13 protein-coding genes and 1 pseudogene are annotated in these 18,336 nt (G+C 56.5%); 7 read left to right on the top strand and 7 right to left on the bottom strand.

The window, feature by feature from the left end; translation table 11 throughout:
* Positions 1-134: 134 nt before the first annotated feature.
* Together BN1800_RS36595 and BN1800_RS36590 are read left to right on the top strand one after the other, a co-directional pair.
* Entirely contained in the window at positions 135-368 is a 234-nt protein-coding gene (locus BN1800_RS36595; RefSeq protein WP_087005425.1) for a hypothetical protein, read from the top strand.
* Between the two features lie 422 nt (positions 369-790).
* Entirely contained in the window at positions 791-2,011 is a 1,221-nt protein-coding gene (locus BN1800_RS36590; protein WP_210191313.1) for a PIN domain-containing protein, read from the top strand.
* A gap of 234 nt (positions 2,012-2,245) precedes the next feature.
* Here BN1800_RS36590 and BN1800_RS36585 read toward each other — a convergent pair whose 3' ends face one another.
* The 4 genes and pseudogenes from BN1800_RS36585 to BN1800_RS36570 form a co-directional block, all read right to left on the bottom strand.
* On the bottom strand, positions 2,246-5,776 hold the full coding sequence (locus BN1800_RS36585) for an SIR2 family NAD-dependent protein deacylase (protein WP_087005422.1): 3,531 nt from the start codon (positions 5,774-5,776) through the stop codon (positions 2,246-2,248).
* Between the two features lie 288 nt (positions 5,777-6,064).
* The gene (locus BN1800_RS36580) at positions 6,065-8,650 is read right to left on the bottom strand and encodes a hypothetical protein (protein ID WP_087005419.1); all 2,586 of its coding nucleotides are present in this window, start codon (positions 8,648-8,650) and stop codon (positions 6,065-6,067) included.
* Positions 8,651-9,064: 414 nt separating this feature from the next.
* Positions 9,065-9,901: pseudogene (locus BN1800_RS36575) on the bottom strand (OB-fold nucleic acid binding domain-containing protein); the annotation flags it as partial.
* Positions 9,870-10,127 carry a P-loop NTPase fold protein gene (locus BN1800_RS36570; protein WP_244564784.1) on the bottom strand — a complete coding sequence of 86 codons (258 nt, stop codon included), beginning with the start codon at positions 10,125-10,127 and terminating at the stop codon, positions 9,870-9,872. The gene BN1800_RS36570 and the pseudogene BN1800_RS36575, both read right to left, overlap by 32 nt.
* Before the next feature lie 152 nt (positions 10,128-10,279).
* Here BN1800_RS36570 and BN1800_RS36565 point away from each other — a divergent pair, with 152 nt between their 5' ends.
* The 4 genes from BN1800_RS36565 to BN1800_RS36550 all read left to right on the top strand — a co-directional run bounded on the left by BN1800_RS36565 (position 10,280) and on the right by BN1800_RS36550 (position 14,706).
* A complete protein-coding gene (locus BN1800_RS36565) occupies positions 10,280-11,911 on the top strand; it encodes an ATP-dependent nuclease (protein WP_087005416.1) in 1,632 nt (543 codons plus the stop codon).
* Positions 11,908-13,044 (top strand): UvrD-helicase domain-containing protein, encoded by a 1,137-nt coding sequence (locus BN1800_RS36560; protein WP_087005413.1) that lies wholly within the window; start codon positions 11,908-11,910, stop codon positions 13,042-13,044. The genes BN1800_RS36565 and BN1800_RS36560 overlap by 4 nt, the downstream gene beginning before the upstream one ends.
* A 140-nt stretch (positions 13,045-13,184) precedes the next feature.
* Positions 13,185-13,772: a DUF6088 family protein gene (locus BN1800_RS36555; protein ID WP_087005410.1), complete on the top strand. Its 588-nt coding sequence runs from the start codon at positions 13,185-13,187 to the stop codon at positions 13,770-13,772.
* Positions 13,762-14,706 carry a nucleotidyl transferase AbiEii/AbiGii toxin family protein gene (locus tag BN1800_RS36550; RefSeq protein ID WP_087005407.1) on the top strand — a complete coding sequence of 315 codons (945 nt, stop codon included), beginning with the start codon at positions 13,762-13,764 and terminating at the stop codon, positions 14,704-14,706. The genes BN1800_RS36555 and BN1800_RS36550 overlap by 11 nt, the downstream gene beginning before the upstream one ends.
* A 265-nt stretch (positions 14,707-14,971) precedes the next feature.
* Here BN1800_RS36550 and BN1800_RS36545 read toward each other — a convergent pair whose 3' ends face one another.
* Positions 14,972-15,790 carry a DUF5677 domain-containing protein gene (locus tag BN1800_RS36545; protein ID WP_087005404.1) on the bottom strand — a complete coding sequence of 273 codons (819 nt, stop codon included), beginning with the start codon at positions 15,788-15,790 and terminating at the stop codon, positions 14,972-14,974.
* A 430-nt stretch (positions 15,791-16,220) separates the two neighbouring features.
* Here BN1800_RS36545 and BN1800_RS36540 point away from each other — a divergent pair, with 430 nt between their 5' ends.
* Positions 16,221-16,928 carry a hypothetical protein gene (locus BN1800_RS36540; RefSeq protein WP_087005401.1) on the top strand — a complete coding sequence of 236 codons (708 nt, stop codon included), beginning with the start codon at positions 16,221-16,223 and terminating at the stop codon, positions 16,926-16,928.
* Between the two features lie 2 nt (positions 16,929-16,930).
* Here the strand turns inward: BN1800_RS36540 and BN1800_RS36535 are convergent, their stop codons facing one another.
* Both BN1800_RS36535 and BN1800_RS36530 read right to left on the bottom strand, forming a co-directional pair.
* Positions 16,931-17,800 carry a hypothetical protein gene (locus tag BN1800_RS36535; RefSeq protein WP_087005398.1) on the bottom strand — a complete coding sequence of 290 codons (870 nt, stop codon included), beginning with the start codon at positions 17,798-17,800 and terminating at the stop codon, positions 16,931-16,933.
* A 243-nt stretch (positions 17,801-18,043) separates the two neighbouring features.
* The coding region (locus tag BN1800_RS36530) for a helix-turn-helix domain-containing protein (protein ID WP_143534227.1) at positions 18,044-18,336 on the bottom strand (293 nt) is incomplete at its 5' end.

Raw genomic sequence — 18,336 nt, 5'->3', positions numbered from 1 at the left:
AGGCTAAGGCAGATGCGCGATGACAGCCGAGGGATCCTCATGTATGGTTGCCGCCCGGCGGGGTGCCGGCATCAAGGAGGACTTCGGTCCGATGCACGGTTCAATGGTAGCGTGGGCAAAGTGGGAGTTCGCGGATGCTTGAGTTGTCGGCCTTGGAGCCTGAATGCTTCTACTGGGCAAGACGCAGGGAAACCGGAGGCGCCTGGGAGATCGTGCAAATTTCAACGGTGTTTGGCGCCGCTCGCGACTATTGGACCGTCGCCAGGACCGGATCGGATGTCCACCAGATGGTGGACGACTACGAGTTTCTGGTGAGAATTGCACTGCCGGAGGCCGATATTACTCCTCTATCGCAGGCCGCCGAGTAAGCACCGACGGTGGAAAGGCCGACTGCGGCCTGCAACCGTGACGAATTCTTTTTTCTCGGATGTGCGGTTGGGGTCTTCGGTCAATCAGGCGGGGCAGACGACTTGGTGCGCGTCGNGACGAATTCTTTTTTCTCGGATGTGCGGTTGGGGTCTTCGGTCAATCAGGCGGGGCAGACGACTTGGTGCGCGTCGTTGTCAGAGATTTCGGTACGACGCCGAGCCGCAGCCGGCCGGTTCCAACCCTAGCGTACCGCGACCGACGCTTCGCCTTCAAACTGTTCATCTGCAATTGCATCGTCGAGAAGCTGGATGTCTTCGCGAACAATGCTGCTGAGACTGCCTAGAAGGTCAGCCAGCTCGAAGTCACGATCCTCTGCGGCCTTTGCGGCTCGTGCCTCGGCCTTGGCGGAGTCGGGACGACCTTGCGCGGTTGGTGGGCCGCAGCTGGAAGCTGGAGGCGGATCTGGGGCCGAGAGCGGACGATCGGCTTTTTGGTATGGAGAGTACGGAAAGCCACCGTTCCGCTACGACTTCGGAAGAGACAGCCTGCGGGTGGTGAACACGCTCGGAAACCGCTAGTCTCCGTAATCATTTTTTGCGGGGTTAAGATAAAGCTTAAACTACTGATCGACACGTCGGTGTGGCTGGATCTCACGAAAGACCCGCGCCACCTACCGTTACTGGACGCCCTATTCGCGATGACAAAGGCAGGCGATGTTGAACTGATCCTGCCACAGATGATCCTCGATGAATTCGCCCGCAATCGGGAGCGGGTGATAGCGTCCAGCCGCGCCAGCCTGTCAAGTCACTTCAAACGGGTAAAGGACGCAATCGCGCAGTTCGCACCAGAGGACGAACGAAACGAAGTTCTCAAGCAGTTGAACGAGATTGATCATCGCATCGCCACTGGCGGTGAAGCCGTGAATGAAGCGGTTGGCCTGATCGAGAAGCTGTTCACAACGACCGAACCGATCCCCATCAGCGAGAGCGTAAAGGCTCGTGCAGCGGACCGCGCCATTGCAAAGGTTGCGCCGTTCCACCGACAGATGAACGGTATCGGCGACGCTATAATCATTGAGACATATATCGACGCATTCGCGGAGCGGGAAGGCGACGACGTGCTTGCGTTTGTCACGCACAACATCCACGACTTCAGTCAGAAGGGCGCCGACACGCGCTTACCGCACCCGGATCTCGCGGCCCTCTTCGATGGAGCGCACTCACTCTACTCAACCAACCTTGGCACACTCCTGAACGAGTATGCCAGCGACCTAATCGAGGAGATCACCTTCGACCGAGAATACAGCCAAGAGTCTCGGGCACTGTCCGAACTGCTCGAAGCTGAAGACAAGTTGACGACGCAGATTTGGTACGGCCGCAAGTGGGGTATCATCGCCGCAGTCGAGAGCGGCAAACAGAAGCGGGTTCCAAGGGAGATCTGGGAGGCTGGCACACCCGGAGAGCGGCGCGGCATGATCGTAGACGAGATATGGGACGGCATGATCGCCGCCATGAAGTCCGCTGAAGAGCAGTATCCCGGCGAACTGGGCCCATGGACCGATTTCGAGTGGGGAATGCTCAGCGGCAAGCTATCCGCTATTCGTTGGGTACTCGGCGACGAGTGGGACATGCTAGACACTTGAGCCGTTTATAACCGACAATCCCTATCCTCCCGGAAGGCAGAATAGCTGGTGCCTAAGCTGAGCGGCTTTGACACGTAGTGAATGGCCGCCTTCGACTATGTCGACTCTGAAAGGCGCCAGTTCTGTCCACCCAATCGCGGCCGGTCAAGGGGGTCCGGCTAGGGGCCGGAAGGAGACAGACTGTTTGCGGGAGTCGATTGACCAAAGCTGACGTTCGTCTTGCGGCACCATTTTTCATTTGAGAAAGCGAACTTCCGGCAATGGGTCTTCATCAAGCTCTGCTTTCAGTTGTTCTAGCTCCGAGCAATGATGCGATAGCATTTTCGAGAGACGATGCACCTCTCTGCGCACAGTGGGCAGTTCGGCCATCGCGGGAACCTCCAAATTCTTCTGGTCGTAGCGATACTCATTGAGAACATGTGGTAATGCACTTGAAAGGCGTTCAATATCATCGCCATTCAGTTGGCCACGTTCGAACATGTCACCCAGCAGATTCAGAGTAGAGCTCAACCCCGGTTGAGTCCGCTGTTCACAGGCGTGGAGCAACAGCTCTTTGATATCCCTGGGGAAGTTTGCGTCTGCCGAGGCGTTTTTGATAACCTGCTTGACGGCAATAAAGGTGGGATACACGCTTGACGGCTCTCGGCTGGCCATCGCGTACCGAATTTGTTTGAAGGCTACGGATTGATGATCTGGCCACAGGCGCGACACCTGAAATGCCGTTGCGGCCAAGGATGGGATGTGTGGCAATTTCTCTGGGGCCTTCAACAGTCTAGCGACATCCTCCGGCAGGTCTTCAGCCTCCAGGCGAGGTAGCAGACTCCGCGCCAAGACCTCACCTATTTCACGTCCTGTCGCTTGGTCGTGCACTCCATCTCCCAACAGATCTCGGATCATTGGACTCTTCTCTTCTGTCGAAGCCGGCGTCCACCCCAGACAGCTCTTGACACACGAAACGAGTGCTTCCTTTGGAATAACAGCCTCTGTTCTGTCCAATCCAGCGCGGAGGTTCATCAATATTTCATGACCGATTTGCCCACTCACCACTCCGCCGACAATCTTTTCAATAAACAAGGCTTCCGCGCCCGCCTTGCCGGGTAACTCCAAAAATATCCATGGATGCAGCTCTGTATCGGACGGCCATCCGCCTTCTTCGCGCCGCGCCCAAATCGCGGTATCCAACGACTTGGTCTGATCCTCGGTCAGTTTTCCTGCTCGATGGAAGATATGAAGTCGCTTTAGCGCCCTGCCGCGATCTAGTTTCGCCCCGTCTCTTACTAAAGCGATCAGCGAATTGATCCGAGCGGCGTTGTGCGCAGAGACGTCAAATTTCTGCGCATCTGCCTCTGAAAAATCGTCAAAAACTTCAGGCCAGTCTCGTTCAATTCCTTGTGCCCCAGCCTCACCTGGCGTCTTCAAATGCAGGGCTAGATCCATAGCTTTTTGGCGTTCATCTGCCTCCATGGCTTCGACGGCACCTTCTAGTATCGCACCACAGGCCGAGTAGCTTATCCACGAAAGCGTGGAACGATTGAGCAGGTTGACAATCCACTGAAAGACTTCGAGGGCCCGAGTCGCTGATGCGCGGACAACAACCCTTGCTAAAAGCTCCAGGAGAAATACCAAATGATTCTCCGCCCCGAAGCGATCCCGCAATATGCTGAGCCTGTCTATGCGCCGTGGGATCACTGAAAGAAAGTGCTGTACGGCAGGATCGCTCAGCCGAGCGACTTGCATGCGGGGTATGATCCGATCGAGTATCTTTTTTTCCGATCCTCGATATCGAGCGAAAAAGGTTAGAAGGTCGCCTTCATCATGTTTTGTAATCGCCCGATAGGCTGTCTCCAGACGCGTCGAGAAGACATTGAAACTAGCTATGTGTTCGGGGGCACCTGTCCGCTCGATTAGCTCAAGCAGGCCATAGAATGGACACTCGTCGTCGCCACCAAGGCGTCTGGTGCCGCCCGGACTGTAGCGACCAGATTTGAAAGAAAGCTTCCATTGCTCGGCATCGCTGCGATTTCTATCAATTCTTTCCGATGCGCGCACCTCCAAGCGTGAGATGGTATCCCAAGGGTCGGCTCTTGCTGCAACGTAGCGCATACGCGTTTCGTCGCTCTCATCCTCAGGAAAAGAGAAGTGATCGTCGCTTAACGCAGAGTGGGAAACTCGATGGAACATGGCGGCCCACCCTTCCAAGGAAGTCAACCAGGCGGATTTCGGAGCCGACAGCAGCTTCTGACGAATGCCTAGCAGCGCGGCTTGATACAGCTCTGCTGCCTCACGGTGGCAAAACAGTGTTGCCAACAGCCCTGCGCGTCGCATCATCCAGATCGGCTCGTCACTTTTGAGTGCAATCGCGGCTTTCAGAACTATCTCGTCATCCCAATCTAAAAGGGCGCGTTGCCCTGTTTCATACGCGTGATGCAGAGTAGCCTGGCTGCTTTCGATTGTTTCCAATCTTACCATCCAACGCGTCCACTCATCCCATTTTTGATAACGACGCCATTCCGCTGCGATCGAAGCGCAAAGATCGACTTTCTCTCGCTTTGTTAAATTTTGCTCTGCACTCTCAAAATGGGTGTCCGCATCTCGCATGTCTTCCAGGTTGAGCCAAATCCCAGCGGTCCGGTGACGCCAAATCCGTTCCAGAGAAAAGCGCAAATGAGCCTCGGCAGGCTCGGCGGTATTTCGTACAGTTGGAAAACTATAGCGAAGCTGGTGTGTTTCGCGATTTGGACCAACTATCCAGCCAGGATAAGTGCTTCTTTCCTTCGCCCAGGCCTTTGCAACTTCCGCACGGGTCGGTCTATCCTCGTCCTTTGCAACAGCCGACTGAGAAAACTTGTCTGGACCCTTACTCCAAGCGTAAGGCGAAGGCGGTTTTGAAGCCAACAAAGCCGCAAAGAGAAGTTCGAGCGCCCTCTCCTGCTGCTCATCGCGGTGTATATCTTTAACCAGTGGTGCCAGATCTATAGGAGTTACATTTCGCCGTTCGAGGAGCGCCCTTGAAACTGGTGATAGTTTCAACACTCCGACGAGCCGAATACGACGAGCGGACACATTGAGGGTGTCGCGAACCCACCCGCTCCAGGCCAAGAAATTTGGGTCGACGCCGGAAAAGCCGATAAGGCAAAGGTCATGTTCAAGCATGACTTGTTGAGCGAGGTTGACAAATGGCGCAAATCGAACTGGATAAGTTCGATAGTCATCTTCGGTAAATATGAAGGGCTTGTGGGATGGCATTGAGCCATGCAGCTTTACAATCCGAGGCTGCGCCCGATGTGCGATGTCTTGCACAGTCCGCACACAGCTATAGATTCGATCAGGCGTTTGCGGCTTCGTGCGCTCGAGCAACGTGTCCCAGTTTGTCGTGAGAACGTCGCGCCATGGAAATTCCAAGAGCTGCTTGTGCAGCGGTCCTGGCTCCCACTGGCTGTCCGCAATTAGACGACGGATTAATTGATCCATCCCGTTTTCGCCATGAAGCGTCTGGTATTCCTGAGCGAGTCTCAAGGCATCAGGTCCGGTTCCTTGGACGTATCCTAAGGCCGCTTCCATCGCCGTTTTAAAGGTGCTCCAAAGCGGAGGAATTGGGCTATCCGTTTCGCGAGTGCAAACCCGGCTGAAGCCCGCACCGACCATGACAGCGGCTTCATTCTGCCAGAGAGCACTAGCAAAGGCCTCAAACGCTGAAAAGTCTGGAAGATCACGAAAGCTGTTCAGAATTGCCGATGCGGCATCGTCTATCATGATGTAGTCCATGTGTTCTTATCGAGTAATGCAACTTTGCATAGCAGCGGTAGAGACAAAGGCCTAGAAAAGATTTAAAACTAATTAGTAGGTATGCATTTTCTGGCGCTCTGGGAGACCTCGCTACAGCGCTGAACGAAGCCTTGAACGGCTGTTCTTCGTGCGGGTTCAAGTACAAGTAATGGTGAACGACCGGCATGAAGGCGCAATGCGGATCGGCGGCTGCCGACACCCATTACTGCCATTGGCAGCTGAGCTCGTCATGGCCGCTTTGGCAGCAAGACGCGACCCAGTAATCGATCATCGATCTGGCGAGCTGATCGAGCCGTCGGCGTCGGCGGTGGACTCCGAAGGGTCGGGCCCCGACGCCGAGCCGAGCATCTTACCCCATTGCCCAGGAACGTGCAGGAAGCCTTTCTCTTTGCTCGTGTTCCGCCGGCTCCAAGACGCATGCCGGGCCGCCGAAAAGCTCGGCATGTCCAGATGAATGGAGATCGTTGCTTCGGCAGTCGTCCTGAGCGACCTTGTATGATCAAAGTCAGCGAACTCGGCATGTCTTCCGCCGACCGACTTCCACGTATTCGAAAGCGGCCCCCAGGTCCGAAGCAATTCGTGCCCAGTCAGCAGCAAAACCCGGTTGCGCGGTCCGCCGTTCGGCGCAAGTTTCCGCGTCCAACGCACGAGCCGTCGCAGCAACAACTTTTCGCCTTCGGTGAACTCGTTCCTCAACACCGATACCGCGAGGTAGCAGCCGGGAAATTGAAGAGCGAGATCCTGCAGTCTGACGATGTCCTTGGGTTTGAGGGTGTCGCCCTCGCTGAATGACTTGGCTTCCCCAAAGATGATGTCGGGGTCGTGTTTCTCGTCAAAGCCTTCCGCCCGGTGCAGCGCGACATAGTCGGCCTCGATACTCTTACCGTCCCTGACGAGTTGAACGGCGGTGATGAAGTTGAGGGATCCGATGTGGTTATTGAGCTCGTCGATCGCCCGGAGCGCGAGGACTGCGCCATAGGCGCCCTTTGCGTAGTCCTGCACCGAGAACGGCCCCGATACACGATATGCCCACTTTCGAGCGCCGCTGTCGGCGTTTTGCGGGAAGGGGTATTCCTTCAGGCATCGGCTGCAGGACAGGGCATAGCCCAGCTTGTCCACCGGGTCCCAGTTGACATGAAGACAATTGGTGCAGCGGGTCTCTAACCCCAGAACGATAACATTCCGCTTGGTGAAATGCTCTATGTCGCCCCGCCCGTAGTCCCGTTCCTTTCTCTTGTTGACCAGATCGGCCCACTGCTTGATTGACCGCGATCGCGGAGGAAATTCCTCCTGCATTTCCTCGGTCTCGTTGCTCCGTCTCCGTATGGCGCCCGCCATGTCGTTCATGGTCCGCAGGATCTCTTCATCCGCGATGAGGTGGGCTCCCCCAAGACCGCCGAGCTGATCGAGCACGTGTTTGGCGATATGACCCGGCTCCGACAACGAGACGGAATAGCCCGCCCTGGTAAGAATTCCGGTGATTGCCTTCTCTTGCGTTTCGAACTGCAGGAATGAGGAGAGACCAACGTACTCCTGACCGATACTCCAACCCTCCGTGCCGATCAGCACGTCTCCCATACCGAGGGATAGCCGCGGGTGAGAGCGATCGTAGGTATTGTAGGGGTAGATCGTCGCCAGGTTGGTTCGGCCGTAGTTAGAGACCTTGAGGCTGTTTACCCACCGAAGGTGCCCCGCCCCGTACCGGGCTGCGAAATCGGGACGCAAAGGTTCGAAGGTTGTGCTCAGATGGTCGCTAGACCGGTCCACTTCCAGGCTCACCTGCTTTTCGTGGACGAACAGCCGCAGGCGCTCGGGCGCATTCATCATTCCTTCGCCGGGTGCGTCCCAAATGCGATCACGCCAATGCTTGATCGTCAGCGAGTGGTTGTGACCGCGCGCCGGCGGCAGACCTGGCTTTAGGGTCTGAATCGTGTGTTGCCTCGCATCGTCGGAGATGCCTCGCGCGAACTCGAGGGTTGCGGAGTGCATGATACCCGAGGGGTTTCCCTCCAATGGCCGATATTCCGCTTTGCAAAGCGCCTGGATATCGGTAGCGAGTTCCGCGACCCAGCTGATCGGAAGAGGTAAGAGTGGAGCCGGCTCGCTTCTCAGGTTCCACAGGTCGATGATGTCCGTGGTCTTGGATGGGTCAAAAACGAAGAACTTGAGGCCGTGCTGCCAGCTCCGCTCAGGCTCGATGCCGTGGGATGATGGGTCGAACGGTTTCGTCGTGCCCTTGAGATAGACATGGCGCCAAGTCTGGGGGCTCCACGGCATGGGCTCTGGCCTAAAAACTTCATTGTAGCTCGAAGCGAAATATCGCTGGTCGTCTTCGGTGGGAAAAACGCCGAACATGGCTTCGGCAGCTCCAGTCGACGGAGGCTTCTCGACAACCATTGCCGACCTCGACTCGCGTCGTATGAAGCGCTCTTCGCGATCATAGAGTTCTGCGAGCGCATCAGTGATGGGTAACCCGAATTTCAGCTCGGCCCAGGACTTGTTCGGATCGGACGAAAGCAGTTCGTCAAGCGTAACCGAACGATTGCCGATAACTCCTCGTAGGCTCTCAAGTCCCAGATCCTCAAGCAGGCCGGGCTTGGCCTCCACGAAGGCGTCGGGTTCGAAGAACCGTATGTAGCCGCGTGCGATGTCCACGCCAGTCTTGTCGCCCTGAAATTCCCCGGCCCATGCCCTGGGTGGCTTGCGGAACACAGGGATGATGGGGTTGTATCGGCCGCCCCACATGCATGTGGAGATACGCATGAAGCGGATGATCGAGGCGCGGTCGGTTGGGCTGACCAAAAGGGCGACGCGTGTCGGGCGGAGCCGAATGTTAGCGGTGATCTCTGCCATATGGGGAAATTCCTGACGCCGGGCGTTACAAGTTCAGACCTCCCGGAATTAGGGTGTTCTTCAAGGATTGCGCCCCCATTCTTCAAAAAGCCGGTGGAAATTCTTGGCTGCCATAGTGGACGTAACTTTCCACGAGCTGATTATAAACAATATGCCGGCATTTCTGCCGCGAAGCGGACAATAATCACTGACGAGTCCGATGACAACGTTCCACCCCGTCATCGACATCCGGACTGCGCAAACCGAGTGGCAGTTTTCGGGAAATCGTAGAAGCTGTCTGAGTGACGGAAACGCGGGCGCGAACCCGTCGTTGAACGCGTTAATCGCAAATGTCCGCAGTGGGCTCGACAGCGAGCGAGCTTTTAAAAGTCTTGAAAGGATGCCAAGCCCAGACCTAGGCGTCTGTCACCAAAATCATTGAAAATTCCGGCTCTTGATCTTCAGCGTGTCGATAGGAAGATCCGGCACGAACAATTCTCGTGCACGAAGTCCGGGTGGCGGCCGCTCACGGGAATCGGCGCTTCCGTGCGAGCCATGGGCGAACTCATCGCCGCGGCCGGTCGGCGGCCGGAATGCTCCGTCGCGTTCGGCAAGGCTGGACAGATCGGCCGAGAGATCGAAGAGCTGCTGGGCGACCAGGTGCACCACATCCCCTTCCCGCTGGATCTTGCCGTTGATCGCCATCATGCTGGCGCCGAGCACGACCCGGCGCGACCGCTCGAAGAGCTTTGGCCAGACGACGATGTTGTCGATACCGGTCTCATCCTCGATCGTGATGAACATCACGCCCTTTGCCGAACTTGGCCGCTGGCGCACCAGCACCAGGCCGGCCGCCATCAACCATTGTCCGTCGCGCGCCGTCGCCGCCTCGGCACAGGTGACGATCCGACGCCTGGTGAGGTCACCGCGCAGAAAACTCAAGGGGTGCTGTCGGAGCGTGAGGCCGGTATGGCTGTAATCCTCGACGACGTTGCGGCCTTCGGTCATCTGACGCAGCTCGACGTCCGGCTCCTGCTGTTCGGCAATCGCCCGCGCCTCCCGCTCCACCGCGGCAGTGAACAGCGGCAGCGGCTCGTCGCGCAGCGCTTTAATCGCCCACAGCGCATCTCGTCGCTCCAGACGCAGTGACGGCAGGAAGGCGTCGGCTTCGGCAAGCTCTACGAGCGAGGCGACGGGTACACCGGATCGCCGCCACACATCGTCAACCGATGCAAAGGGTTCATCGGCGCGAGCGGCGACAATGCGTGCCGCAAGCATTGAATTCGACGAAGACGAAGTCTTTCTCACCTTCTTTCCTCTCTCGGTTAGCGAGGGATGCCTGGGTCAGTTTTATCATGGAGGATTTTCCAATGCCCCATGATCCCGAAACACCGATTGAAATTGGGCGCCCCCGCGCCTGGACGATGATTTCCGCTACGGTGTCGGCCACTCCCGAAAAATTAAGGAAGTCTTTTTCAGTTTCATTATCTGCCCACATTCAAGGCCTCCCCCGTCGCGCCTGTCGATAGTAAAAGCATCGCATCGAAACGTTGCACCGATGATTCGCCTTGCCCTACATTTGCAACGTATTGTTCGCGCCAAAGCTGTGTCAATTTGGAAATTCTTGCCTCGCCGGAAATAGGGAAGTCGATGTACATCGAGAAGGTCAAGATAAAGAACTTCAAGTGTTTCGAAGGCTGGTTCGCCGCCGATTTCAATCGGGGCGTCAACATCATCGTCGGCAACAACGAGGCCGGAAAATCCACGCTGCTCGAAGCTATCCATCTATGCCTGACGGGTATGCTGAACGGGAAATACCTGCGCAACGAACTATCTCCCTATCTTTTTAACCGGAAGGTCGAGCGGGCGTATCTGGACAGCATCGCCGCGAAAGAACCTCTCGATCCGCCGGAGATCCAGATCGAGCTGTTTCTCGGCGGTGATGGCGATGCGTTAGAAGACCTGCGCGGAAACGGGAACTCCGAGAAAAACGACAAGGCTCGCGGCCTTCTCTTCTCGATCGAGTTCGACAAGAAATATGACGGTGCCTATACCGAGTTGCTGAAGAACAGGGAGATCAACTCGATACCCTTGGAATTCTATCAGGTGCAATGGTCGGAATTCTCCCGCCAACCGGCGATGTCTCGCACCATTCCCATCAAATCGGCCCTCATCGATTCAACAAGCACGCGTGTGCAGAGCGGTTCGGATATGTACATCTCCCGCATCGTCAGAGAGTTTCTGGACGACAAGGAACGTGTTGCGATATCCCAAGCCCACCGCAAACTGAAAGACACCTTCAAGGCCGACGGCAATGTCGGCGCCATCAATGAAAGATTGGCGGAAGCGGCGAAGATCAGCCGAAAAAAGGTCAGCATCTCGGTCGATATGTCGTCTCATAATGCCTGGGAAAACAGCCTCATGACTTATATCGAGGATGTGCCCTTCCACTATATCGGCAAGGGCGAGCAGTGCATCGTCAAAACGCGCCTCGCGCTGAGCAGCAAAAAGAACAGCGAAGCGACCGTATTGCTGATCGAGGAGCCGGAAAACCACCTCTCGCACTCGAAGCTCAACCAGCTCATCAGCGATATCAGCACCGATAATAGCGGCAAGCAGGTCATCATCACCACGCATAGCAGCTTCGTCGCGAACAAACTCGGACTCGACCACCTGATCCTGTTACGGGAAGCGAAGGTCACACGGATCAAGGGTCTGGACGCGAGCGACTTCTTCCATAAGCTGCCTGGCTACGACACGCTGCGTCTCGTGTTGTCGCAGAAGTCGATCCTTGTAGAGGGCGATGCGGACGAGCTGGTCGTCCAACGGGCCTATATGGATACCAACGGGGGAAAATTGCCGATCGACGACGAGATCGATGTCATCTCGGTCGGGCTTTCGTTCCTGCGTTTTCTCGAACTGGCGACGGCGCTGAAAATCCCCGTCGTGGTCGCGACCGACAATGACGGCGATATTGCCGCACTTGAAAAGAAGTACGCCAAATACGATGACGTCGATCATATCACAATCTGCTATGATCCTGTGGTGGATAAGGGCGACCTGGTCCTCGGCGACAAGCCCTTCAACTACAACACCCTCGAGCCGAAACTGGTCAAATCCAATAGCGTCGAGACCTTCAACACGCTGTTCGGTACGAAGCATAATCTCGATGACCTTCATCGTTACATGAAGAACAACAAGACCGAGTGCGCGCTGGCGATTTTCTCGGCGAAGACAAAAATCAGTTACCCGAAATATATTCTGGATGCGATCGCCAAATGATGGGGCCGAACAAGCTCGTCATAGCTGCGGCAGGCTCGGGGAAGACCACCTACCTCGTCAGGCAGGCGCTTGCGGTTGAACAACGCGTCCTCATCACCACCTACACGGAATCGAACGAAGAAGAGATCCGGCGCAAATTTTTCGAAATCCATGGCTCGGTTCCGGGCAACGTGCATATCCAGACCTGGTTCAGTCTGCTGATCGAACACGGCATCAAGCCCTTTCAAGGCAAGCTGTTCGATTGGGATGTCGCCGGCATGCTTCTGGTTTCGCAGAGATCCGGTTTTCGAGGGCGCGACCGGCAAGGCCGTCCCGTATATTGGGGTGAAGAAGATTTCAGGCGCTGCTACTTCGACCGTCGAAATCGCGTCTATTCAGACAAATTGTCGAAGCTGATGATACGGTGCAACGAGGCATCGGACGGCGCTGTCATCGAGCGGCTTTCCCGTATCTATCCCTTTATTTTCGTGGATGAGGTGCAGGATCTGGCAGGCCACGACCTCGACATTTTGACGGAGCTCTTCAAAAGCCCTGCCAACGTCGTCATGGTGGGTGATCCCCGACAGGTCACCTATGTCACCCATCTGGAGGCCCGTCTTAAAAAATATAGAGACGGCGGCATTGCCGACTTCATTCGGGCGGAACTTCCCCGAAAAGTTGCATGCGATATCGATGTAACCAGCCTCGTGACATCGCACCGCAATAGCACGGCTATCTGCGAATTATCGTCGAAACTTTATCCAAAATTGGCTGCTGCGACTGCATGTAAATGTCCTGGCTGCAGGCAACCGGTCCCTGTTGATGCGGGTCTCTTCATCGTCCGGCGAAAGGATCTGCCCCGCTATCTTGAGATGAGACGACCGGTGCAGCTCCGATGGAGCTCTACCGTCAAGATAGCATCTGCCGATCTGCCGGCGCTAACGTTCGGACGGTCCAAGGGCCTCGGTTTCGATCGTGTCATTATCTATCCCACGAAAGAAATGATGGACTGGCTGAAGAATGCTCAATCGGCGCTGAAAGCCGAAACCCGCGCGAAACTTTATGTCGGTCTTACCCGCGCGAGCTATGAGCTGGCAGTGGTTTACGACCCCGCCGATGAAGAGGTCGTTACAGGGTTTACCGTTTTCAAATAGGGAAAATCTCGAAGGAAGTTCCCATATTGATAAGAGATTCCAGCGTATTACGTTTCCATAGAGCTTCGCATTTTGCATGAAATTTGGAAAAAATTGCATTCACACCCATATGTCGCTATAGTGAGTGCAGGAGCTATCCCATGACGAAATTACAGGAACTGAAAAAGCATCTTCAGTCCGGCAAGGTCTACCGTCGGGAGGACCTCGTCCAATGGTCGTCTTCGGTCGACCGGCACCTGCAGCAGCTGCTGGCGGAGGGGTACCTGACCAAACTATCGACCGGCGTCTATCACCGGCCGAAGCAGACCGCGTTCGGCAAGGCGCCGGCGGAAGATGATGCTCTCGTCGAAGCGTTCCTGAAGGACGACCGTTATCTCGTCACCTCGCCCAACGCCTATAACAGCCTGGGTGTGGGAACGACGCAGCTCTATAACAAGACCGTCGTCTACAACCATAAGCGTCACGGCAACTTCACTCTGGGTGGTCGGGAATTCGAGTTCCGCAAGAAACCAGCCTTCCCTAAAACCCTGACCAAGGAGTTCCTGCTGGTCGACCTGGTCAACAATCTCGACCATCTGGCCGAAAACCGCGAACAGGTGCTGGCCCGCGTAAAAGAACGTGCCCTGCAGGGCAATCGCAGCGCCCTCACCCGTGCCGCCAAGGAATACGGCATGGTGCGCACACGCAAATTCTTCAACGGCCTCGTAGCGGACGCGCATGCCAACTGATTTCCTCCATAACCATAAGGATTTCGGGGCACTACTGCGCATCGTCGCCGAGGAGATGAAGGTGCAGCCGGTGCTTGTCGAAAAAGACTACTGGATCATGCACTGCCTTTACGGTCTGCAGCAGCTGAAGATGCGGTTCGAGCTGAAGGGCGGCACCTCGCTCTCCAAAGGCTACCGCATCATCAACCGCTTCTCGGAAGATATCGATATCCGCATCGAGCCTCCCGAGGCGATGGGCGTCAAGACGGGTCCTAATCATGACAAGCCCGCACATCGCGAAGGCCGCAAGGCCTTCTATGACTGGTTGGCCGAGACGATCACGATCGACGGCATCAAAAGCATCGAACGCGATACCGAATTCGACAACGAGAGTTACCGCAGTGGCGGCATCCGCCTCTATTATCCGGAGACGACCGGCACATCGTCGGTGCTCAAGGACGGCGTGTTGCTCGAAGCGGGCTTCGATACGGTGGCGCCCAACATCGACAAGGAGATCAGCTCCTGGGCCTACGATTACGCGTCATCGCGCGTCGAGCTGGTCGATAATCGCGCGTTTGCTGTGCCCTGCTACGAACCCGGCTACACACTGGTCGAGAAGCTCCAGACCATTTCCACTAAATTTCGCAAGCAGCAGGAAACCGGACAGTTCTCTGTCAACTTCCTCCGGCATTATTACGACGTCTACTGCCTGCTGGAGCAAGCGGACGTGCAGGCCTTCATCGGCACGGAAGCGTATCTCGCGCACAAGGAACGCCGCTTCCCGAAACTCGACGATCCCGACATCAGCCGTAATCCGGCATTCGGCCTCTCCGACCCCGATATATTCCGGCTTTACGAGCGCGCATACGAGCGGACCGCGGCGCTTTACTATCACGGCAGGCCAAGCCTGAGAGAGATCATCGCACGTTTCGCGTCCTACGCAGAGCGCCTCTAGGGGTCTCGTCACATTCCAGCTGACCTTTCGCCTTCCCTCATCATTTCCGTGTCGGGGACTCCCTCCGGTGTGAGGCGTCTGAAACAGAAATCCAAGCTCCTCGCCAACAACCGGTAAGGGGGCACCGTCGACGAGATCGATTCGAGCCGGCGGTTAAACTTTTCACGCCGTGGGCAACGCCACCTGGCTGTTAATGGAAAATCGATCCGGCCGAATCGGACCTGGCCTTTGGCCTATGAGAGCGAAGCATCGACACGTTCTTGGATCAATGCGCAGAAGGAGAAGGCGCTTCTTGAGGCATCGCATCTGCATCCCTATGCCGATCGCGAAACTCCGCCACGCCTTCGCGATACAGCTCGATATAACGGCGGCCGAGCGCGGAGAACTCGGCCTCGTTCTGTGTGATCCCGAGCGAATGACGTAGATGCAACACGACCGTCATGCCAGCAAGCGCGATGAGGCCAATCGTGTCGAACATTTCTTCATCTTCGAGCTGCGGATCGAGTTCAAGGCATACCCTATCGTATTTTTCCTGCGGATGCCGACATAGTGAGGTCCATGTTACATGTTCTGCATCGGCGGAAATCTGCCGGTAGAAAAGCTGAAAACGAGGGAAATTGCTTCCTTTGCTCAGCTCGCCGATATTCAGGCTCTTGGGCTTGGTCTCGCCATTGCCCATGACGAATTGCTGCAGCTCGCGATTGGCTTCCTCGGAGAGTTCCGTCGTCTTCTGGAGGAGCTTGCCACGCGATATCCGGCTGGCCTGGTCGTCATCATAAAGGATCGGCAAATATTCTGCCGTGGTGCACGCCGACTCCATGTGCATCGCACATTCGATGATGCCACGTGCCATGATGCGAAAGGCAAGCTGTTCCTCGTTCTGCAGCAGCACCAGTGCCGAACGGATAAGTGTCAAAGCCCGCGCTGCGATCGCAAACTTCGCGGACAGGGCCCTCGGATCGTCGCTGCCGGCTGTTTCCTGCGCAAACTCGCCAATGAAATCGCGGGCACGATCATTGAATATCACAAGCCAGTCGACCCAATCGGCATCCTCGATCGCCGGCGGACTATACGTATCGGTCATGGTGGCATCCCCTGATGTCGCCGCCGTCGATGTTCGAAGCTTTTAGCCTAACAGGGTAAGCCCTGACGCGGCGCCCGTGCCGAAGGCCACGATAGTCTGCAAGGTTGCATTCCAAAAGTGGTTGGTTCCGGTCGTTAGCGTTGTCGTCTCTGTGGTCATAGGCGTACCCTTTCTCTCTAGATTCATGAACAGGTAGAATTGCACCCCGACGAGGGGCAGAAGAAGGAAGAGGCCAACGGCACAGAACGCCGCTGCGGGAACTGCCCCCGCACCTGTTAAGCCTGTTAGGCTAAACGCTCCTTTGCTTTACATAGGATTGCGCTAGGCTCTCCGCAATACAACCGAACCGACGGCGCGATCTTTATGTTGTTCAAACCCGAGCAGGGCTTGCGACTATATCCGGATCGCTCAGGGCAACGTGACCGAGTCCATGGCAAAGCCCTCCCGCTTGCTCGCCGGCGTCGAACGGTTCTGCGATTTCTTTCAGAAAGACCTGCTCACCGGCGAGCAGGAACTTACCCCCACGGCGGGCTTCCTGCTCATGCACAGCTTCATGCTTTACGAAGGCAGCATCGCCACCGCCCTGACCGGTCACGCGGTCGCAATCTATCCATTGCTCCGCACCGCGTTGGAGTCGGCATCCTATGGCTATCTGATGAGATCGGACACGGCGGTCGAGGCTCTATGGTTGAATCGCCACAACAGCGAAGCCGACATGAAGGCGGCTCGCAAGGCCTTCACGTCGGCCGTCAAGGACGTTGCGGCCGCGATCGACAAAGCGGAACCCAATACAGGTAAGGCGGACCTGATCAATCTGGCCTATCAGGGCGCTATCGATTGGGGTGCCCATCCCAATCCGCGTTCGATCCACCACCACATGGAGGCGCCGGAGGATATCGGCACCCATATCCAGATCAACCTCACGGCGCTTCATCCCCGTGGTTCCCTCGAGTATGATCGGTCGCTACTGGCGTGCCTCGATTTCGGGATGTTGCTTGGCATCGTGATCGCCCATAGCCTCTCCACGATCAGCAAGGAGACAGTGCGCAAGCTGCAGGAACTCAACGATATGAAAGAGGCACTGCTGGAAAGCGAATTTCCTGACACCTATGCCGCGATTGGCCCACTCAAGCGGTAGGCTCAATATTCGTTGGTGACGCCAGTCTCCGCCCAGAGCATGCGTTCCTGCTCCTCCTCCAGTGCCGAGCGCTCCACCACCTTGGACTTCATGTCCAGCGCGTAGAGCGGCATTTGCCAGCGGTTGTATAGTTGACCGACATGGTCGTCACTGGCGGCTTCCGTGACCAATTTCTCTTCGATCAGCCGTTCGAGCATGGCCTGAATGAGCCGGTCGCTTTCATTGCAGGTCGTGGCATCCTGAAAATCCACCTCGTCCCATACAGCGGACACGGCGTTGATCCCTTTGATGCTGAAGGCGCCAACGGCGGACAGTGCCTCGGCGACGATCAGCGCATTCGGCTTGAAATCGAACATGCTGGTGTAGCCACCAGGTGCGACCCACTGCAGGGTGCCGTCATCAAGGCCTTCGATGTCGGCATAGAGGCGGGTTTCCCGCTGGTAGATAAGATCGTTCGGCGCGATGAACTCGCCCATGCCGCCTTCAAGGTAATGCGTCACGCGCCGCTGATCGATGATCTTGCGCAATTCCTTCAGATCGACCGGCCGCCATTGGCAGGCTTCTGCATAGAGACGCCGCGAAAGATGGTCGTAGTACCAGCTCATCAACGTCCCGATCCTGCCGGCGATGCGCTTTTTGGGGCAGCGGACAATGTCCATGAGGATGAGGATCTTGGCCGCTTCCTCTTCTGCATGACCCTTCAGTACACTAGATTCACGGGGCATGTCCGAGACCTTCTGCGACGCGGCATAGAGGCCGCGTGCGCTTTCCAGCAGGATGGGCAGGCCTTCGGCGACGAACGCCGTGCGCTTGTCGGCCGGCATGTTGGCAATCCTGTGCGCCTGCCGCAGTCCGATATCCGTCTTTGCCATGTGTCCGCCCCTCCGTTCCGATGATCCATAGCAATTGGCGGGGATGAAATCATCATCGCACCGTCGGTGCTCGGGCTGTCGTGAACCGAACCCGTAGCCGGCACGGATCCACCTGCCTTGTTTGGGTCGCGACGAAGAATAGCTATCTGCTCATCTCCCCGAACATCTTCGCGAATTTTAGTCACAACCGTTTGTATTCACATCTAAAGAGTTCTCCACAACCAACGAATACACCCCGGCAGATTAGTTAAGTCCCCACGCCCGAAACCTCCCCCTCCCCGTCATCTCCCTGAGGCCGAGCTCCAAAACGATCCGCCGCGCCGCCTGCGGCGTCACCTCCAGCGTCTTGGCAACCATCCCGGCCGACACCAGCGGTTTTGCCATCACCAGATCGACCAGTTCCGGAAGTTTTGAAGAGGTCCGGCGCCCGTCCAGTTTTCGCTGAAACATGGTGCGGGCCAGCGCCAGCCGGTCATGCTCCTTCAGCCCGATCTCGGCGGCCGCCAAAAGCCCATGGGCGATGGCGAGCAGCCGGG

Origin of the sequence: Rhizobium sullae, from assembly GCF_900169785.1 — a bacterium.
Taxonomy (GTDB): domain Bacteria; phylum Pseudomonadota; class Alphaproteobacteria; order Rhizobiales; family Rhizobiaceae; genus Rhizobium; species Rhizobium sullae.
The sequence above is the reverse complement of the archived record's forward strand: the minus strand, read 5'-3'. Positions and strand labels throughout refer to the sequence as shown.

Excerpts from the sequence above, each read along its gene's own strand:
- BN1800_RS36595 (WP_087005425.1), top strand. The coding sequence starts at position 135 with ATGCTTGAGTTGTCGGCCTTGGAGCCTGAATGCTTCTACTGGGCAAGA.
- BN1800_RS36585 (WP_087005422.1), bottom strand. The coding sequence starts at position 5,776 with ATGGACTACATCATGATAGACGATGCCGCATCGGCAATTCTGAACAGC.
- BN1800_RS36580 (WP_087005419.1), bottom strand. The coding sequence starts at position 8,650 with ATGGCAGAGATCACCGCTAACATTCGGCTCCGCCCGACACGCGTCGCC.
- BN1800_RS36570 (WP_244564784.1), bottom strand. The coding sequence starts at position 10,127 with ATGTGGGCAGATAATGAAACTGAAAAAGACTTCCTTAATTTTTCGGGA.
- BN1800_RS36565 (WP_087005416.1), top strand. The coding sequence starts at position 10,280 with ATGTACATCGAGAAGGTCAAGATAAAGAACTTCAAGTGTTTCGAAGGC.
- BN1800_RS36560 (WP_087005413.1), top strand. The coding sequence starts at position 11,908 with ATGATGGGGCCGAACAAGCTCGTCATAGCTGCGGCAGGCTCGGGGAAG.
- BN1800_RS36555 (WP_087005410.1), top strand. The coding sequence starts at position 13,185 with ATGACGAAATTACAGGAACTGAAAAAGCATCTTCAGTCCGGCAAGGTC.
- BN1800_RS36550 (WP_087005407.1), top strand. The coding sequence starts at position 13,762 with ATGCCAACTGATTTCCTCCATAACCATAAGGATTTCGGGGCACTACTG.
- BN1800_RS36545 (WP_087005404.1), bottom strand. The coding sequence starts at position 15,790 with ATGACCGATACGTATAGTCCGCCGGCGATCGAGGATGCCGATTGGGTC.
- BN1800_RS36540 (WP_087005401.1), top strand. The coding sequence starts at position 16,221 with ATGGCAAAGCCCTCCCGCTTGCTCGCCGGCGTCGAACGGTTCTGCGAT.
- BN1800_RS36535 (WP_087005398.1), bottom strand. The coding sequence starts at position 17,800 with ATGGCAAAGACGGATATCGGACTGCGGCAGGCGCACAGGATTGCCAAC.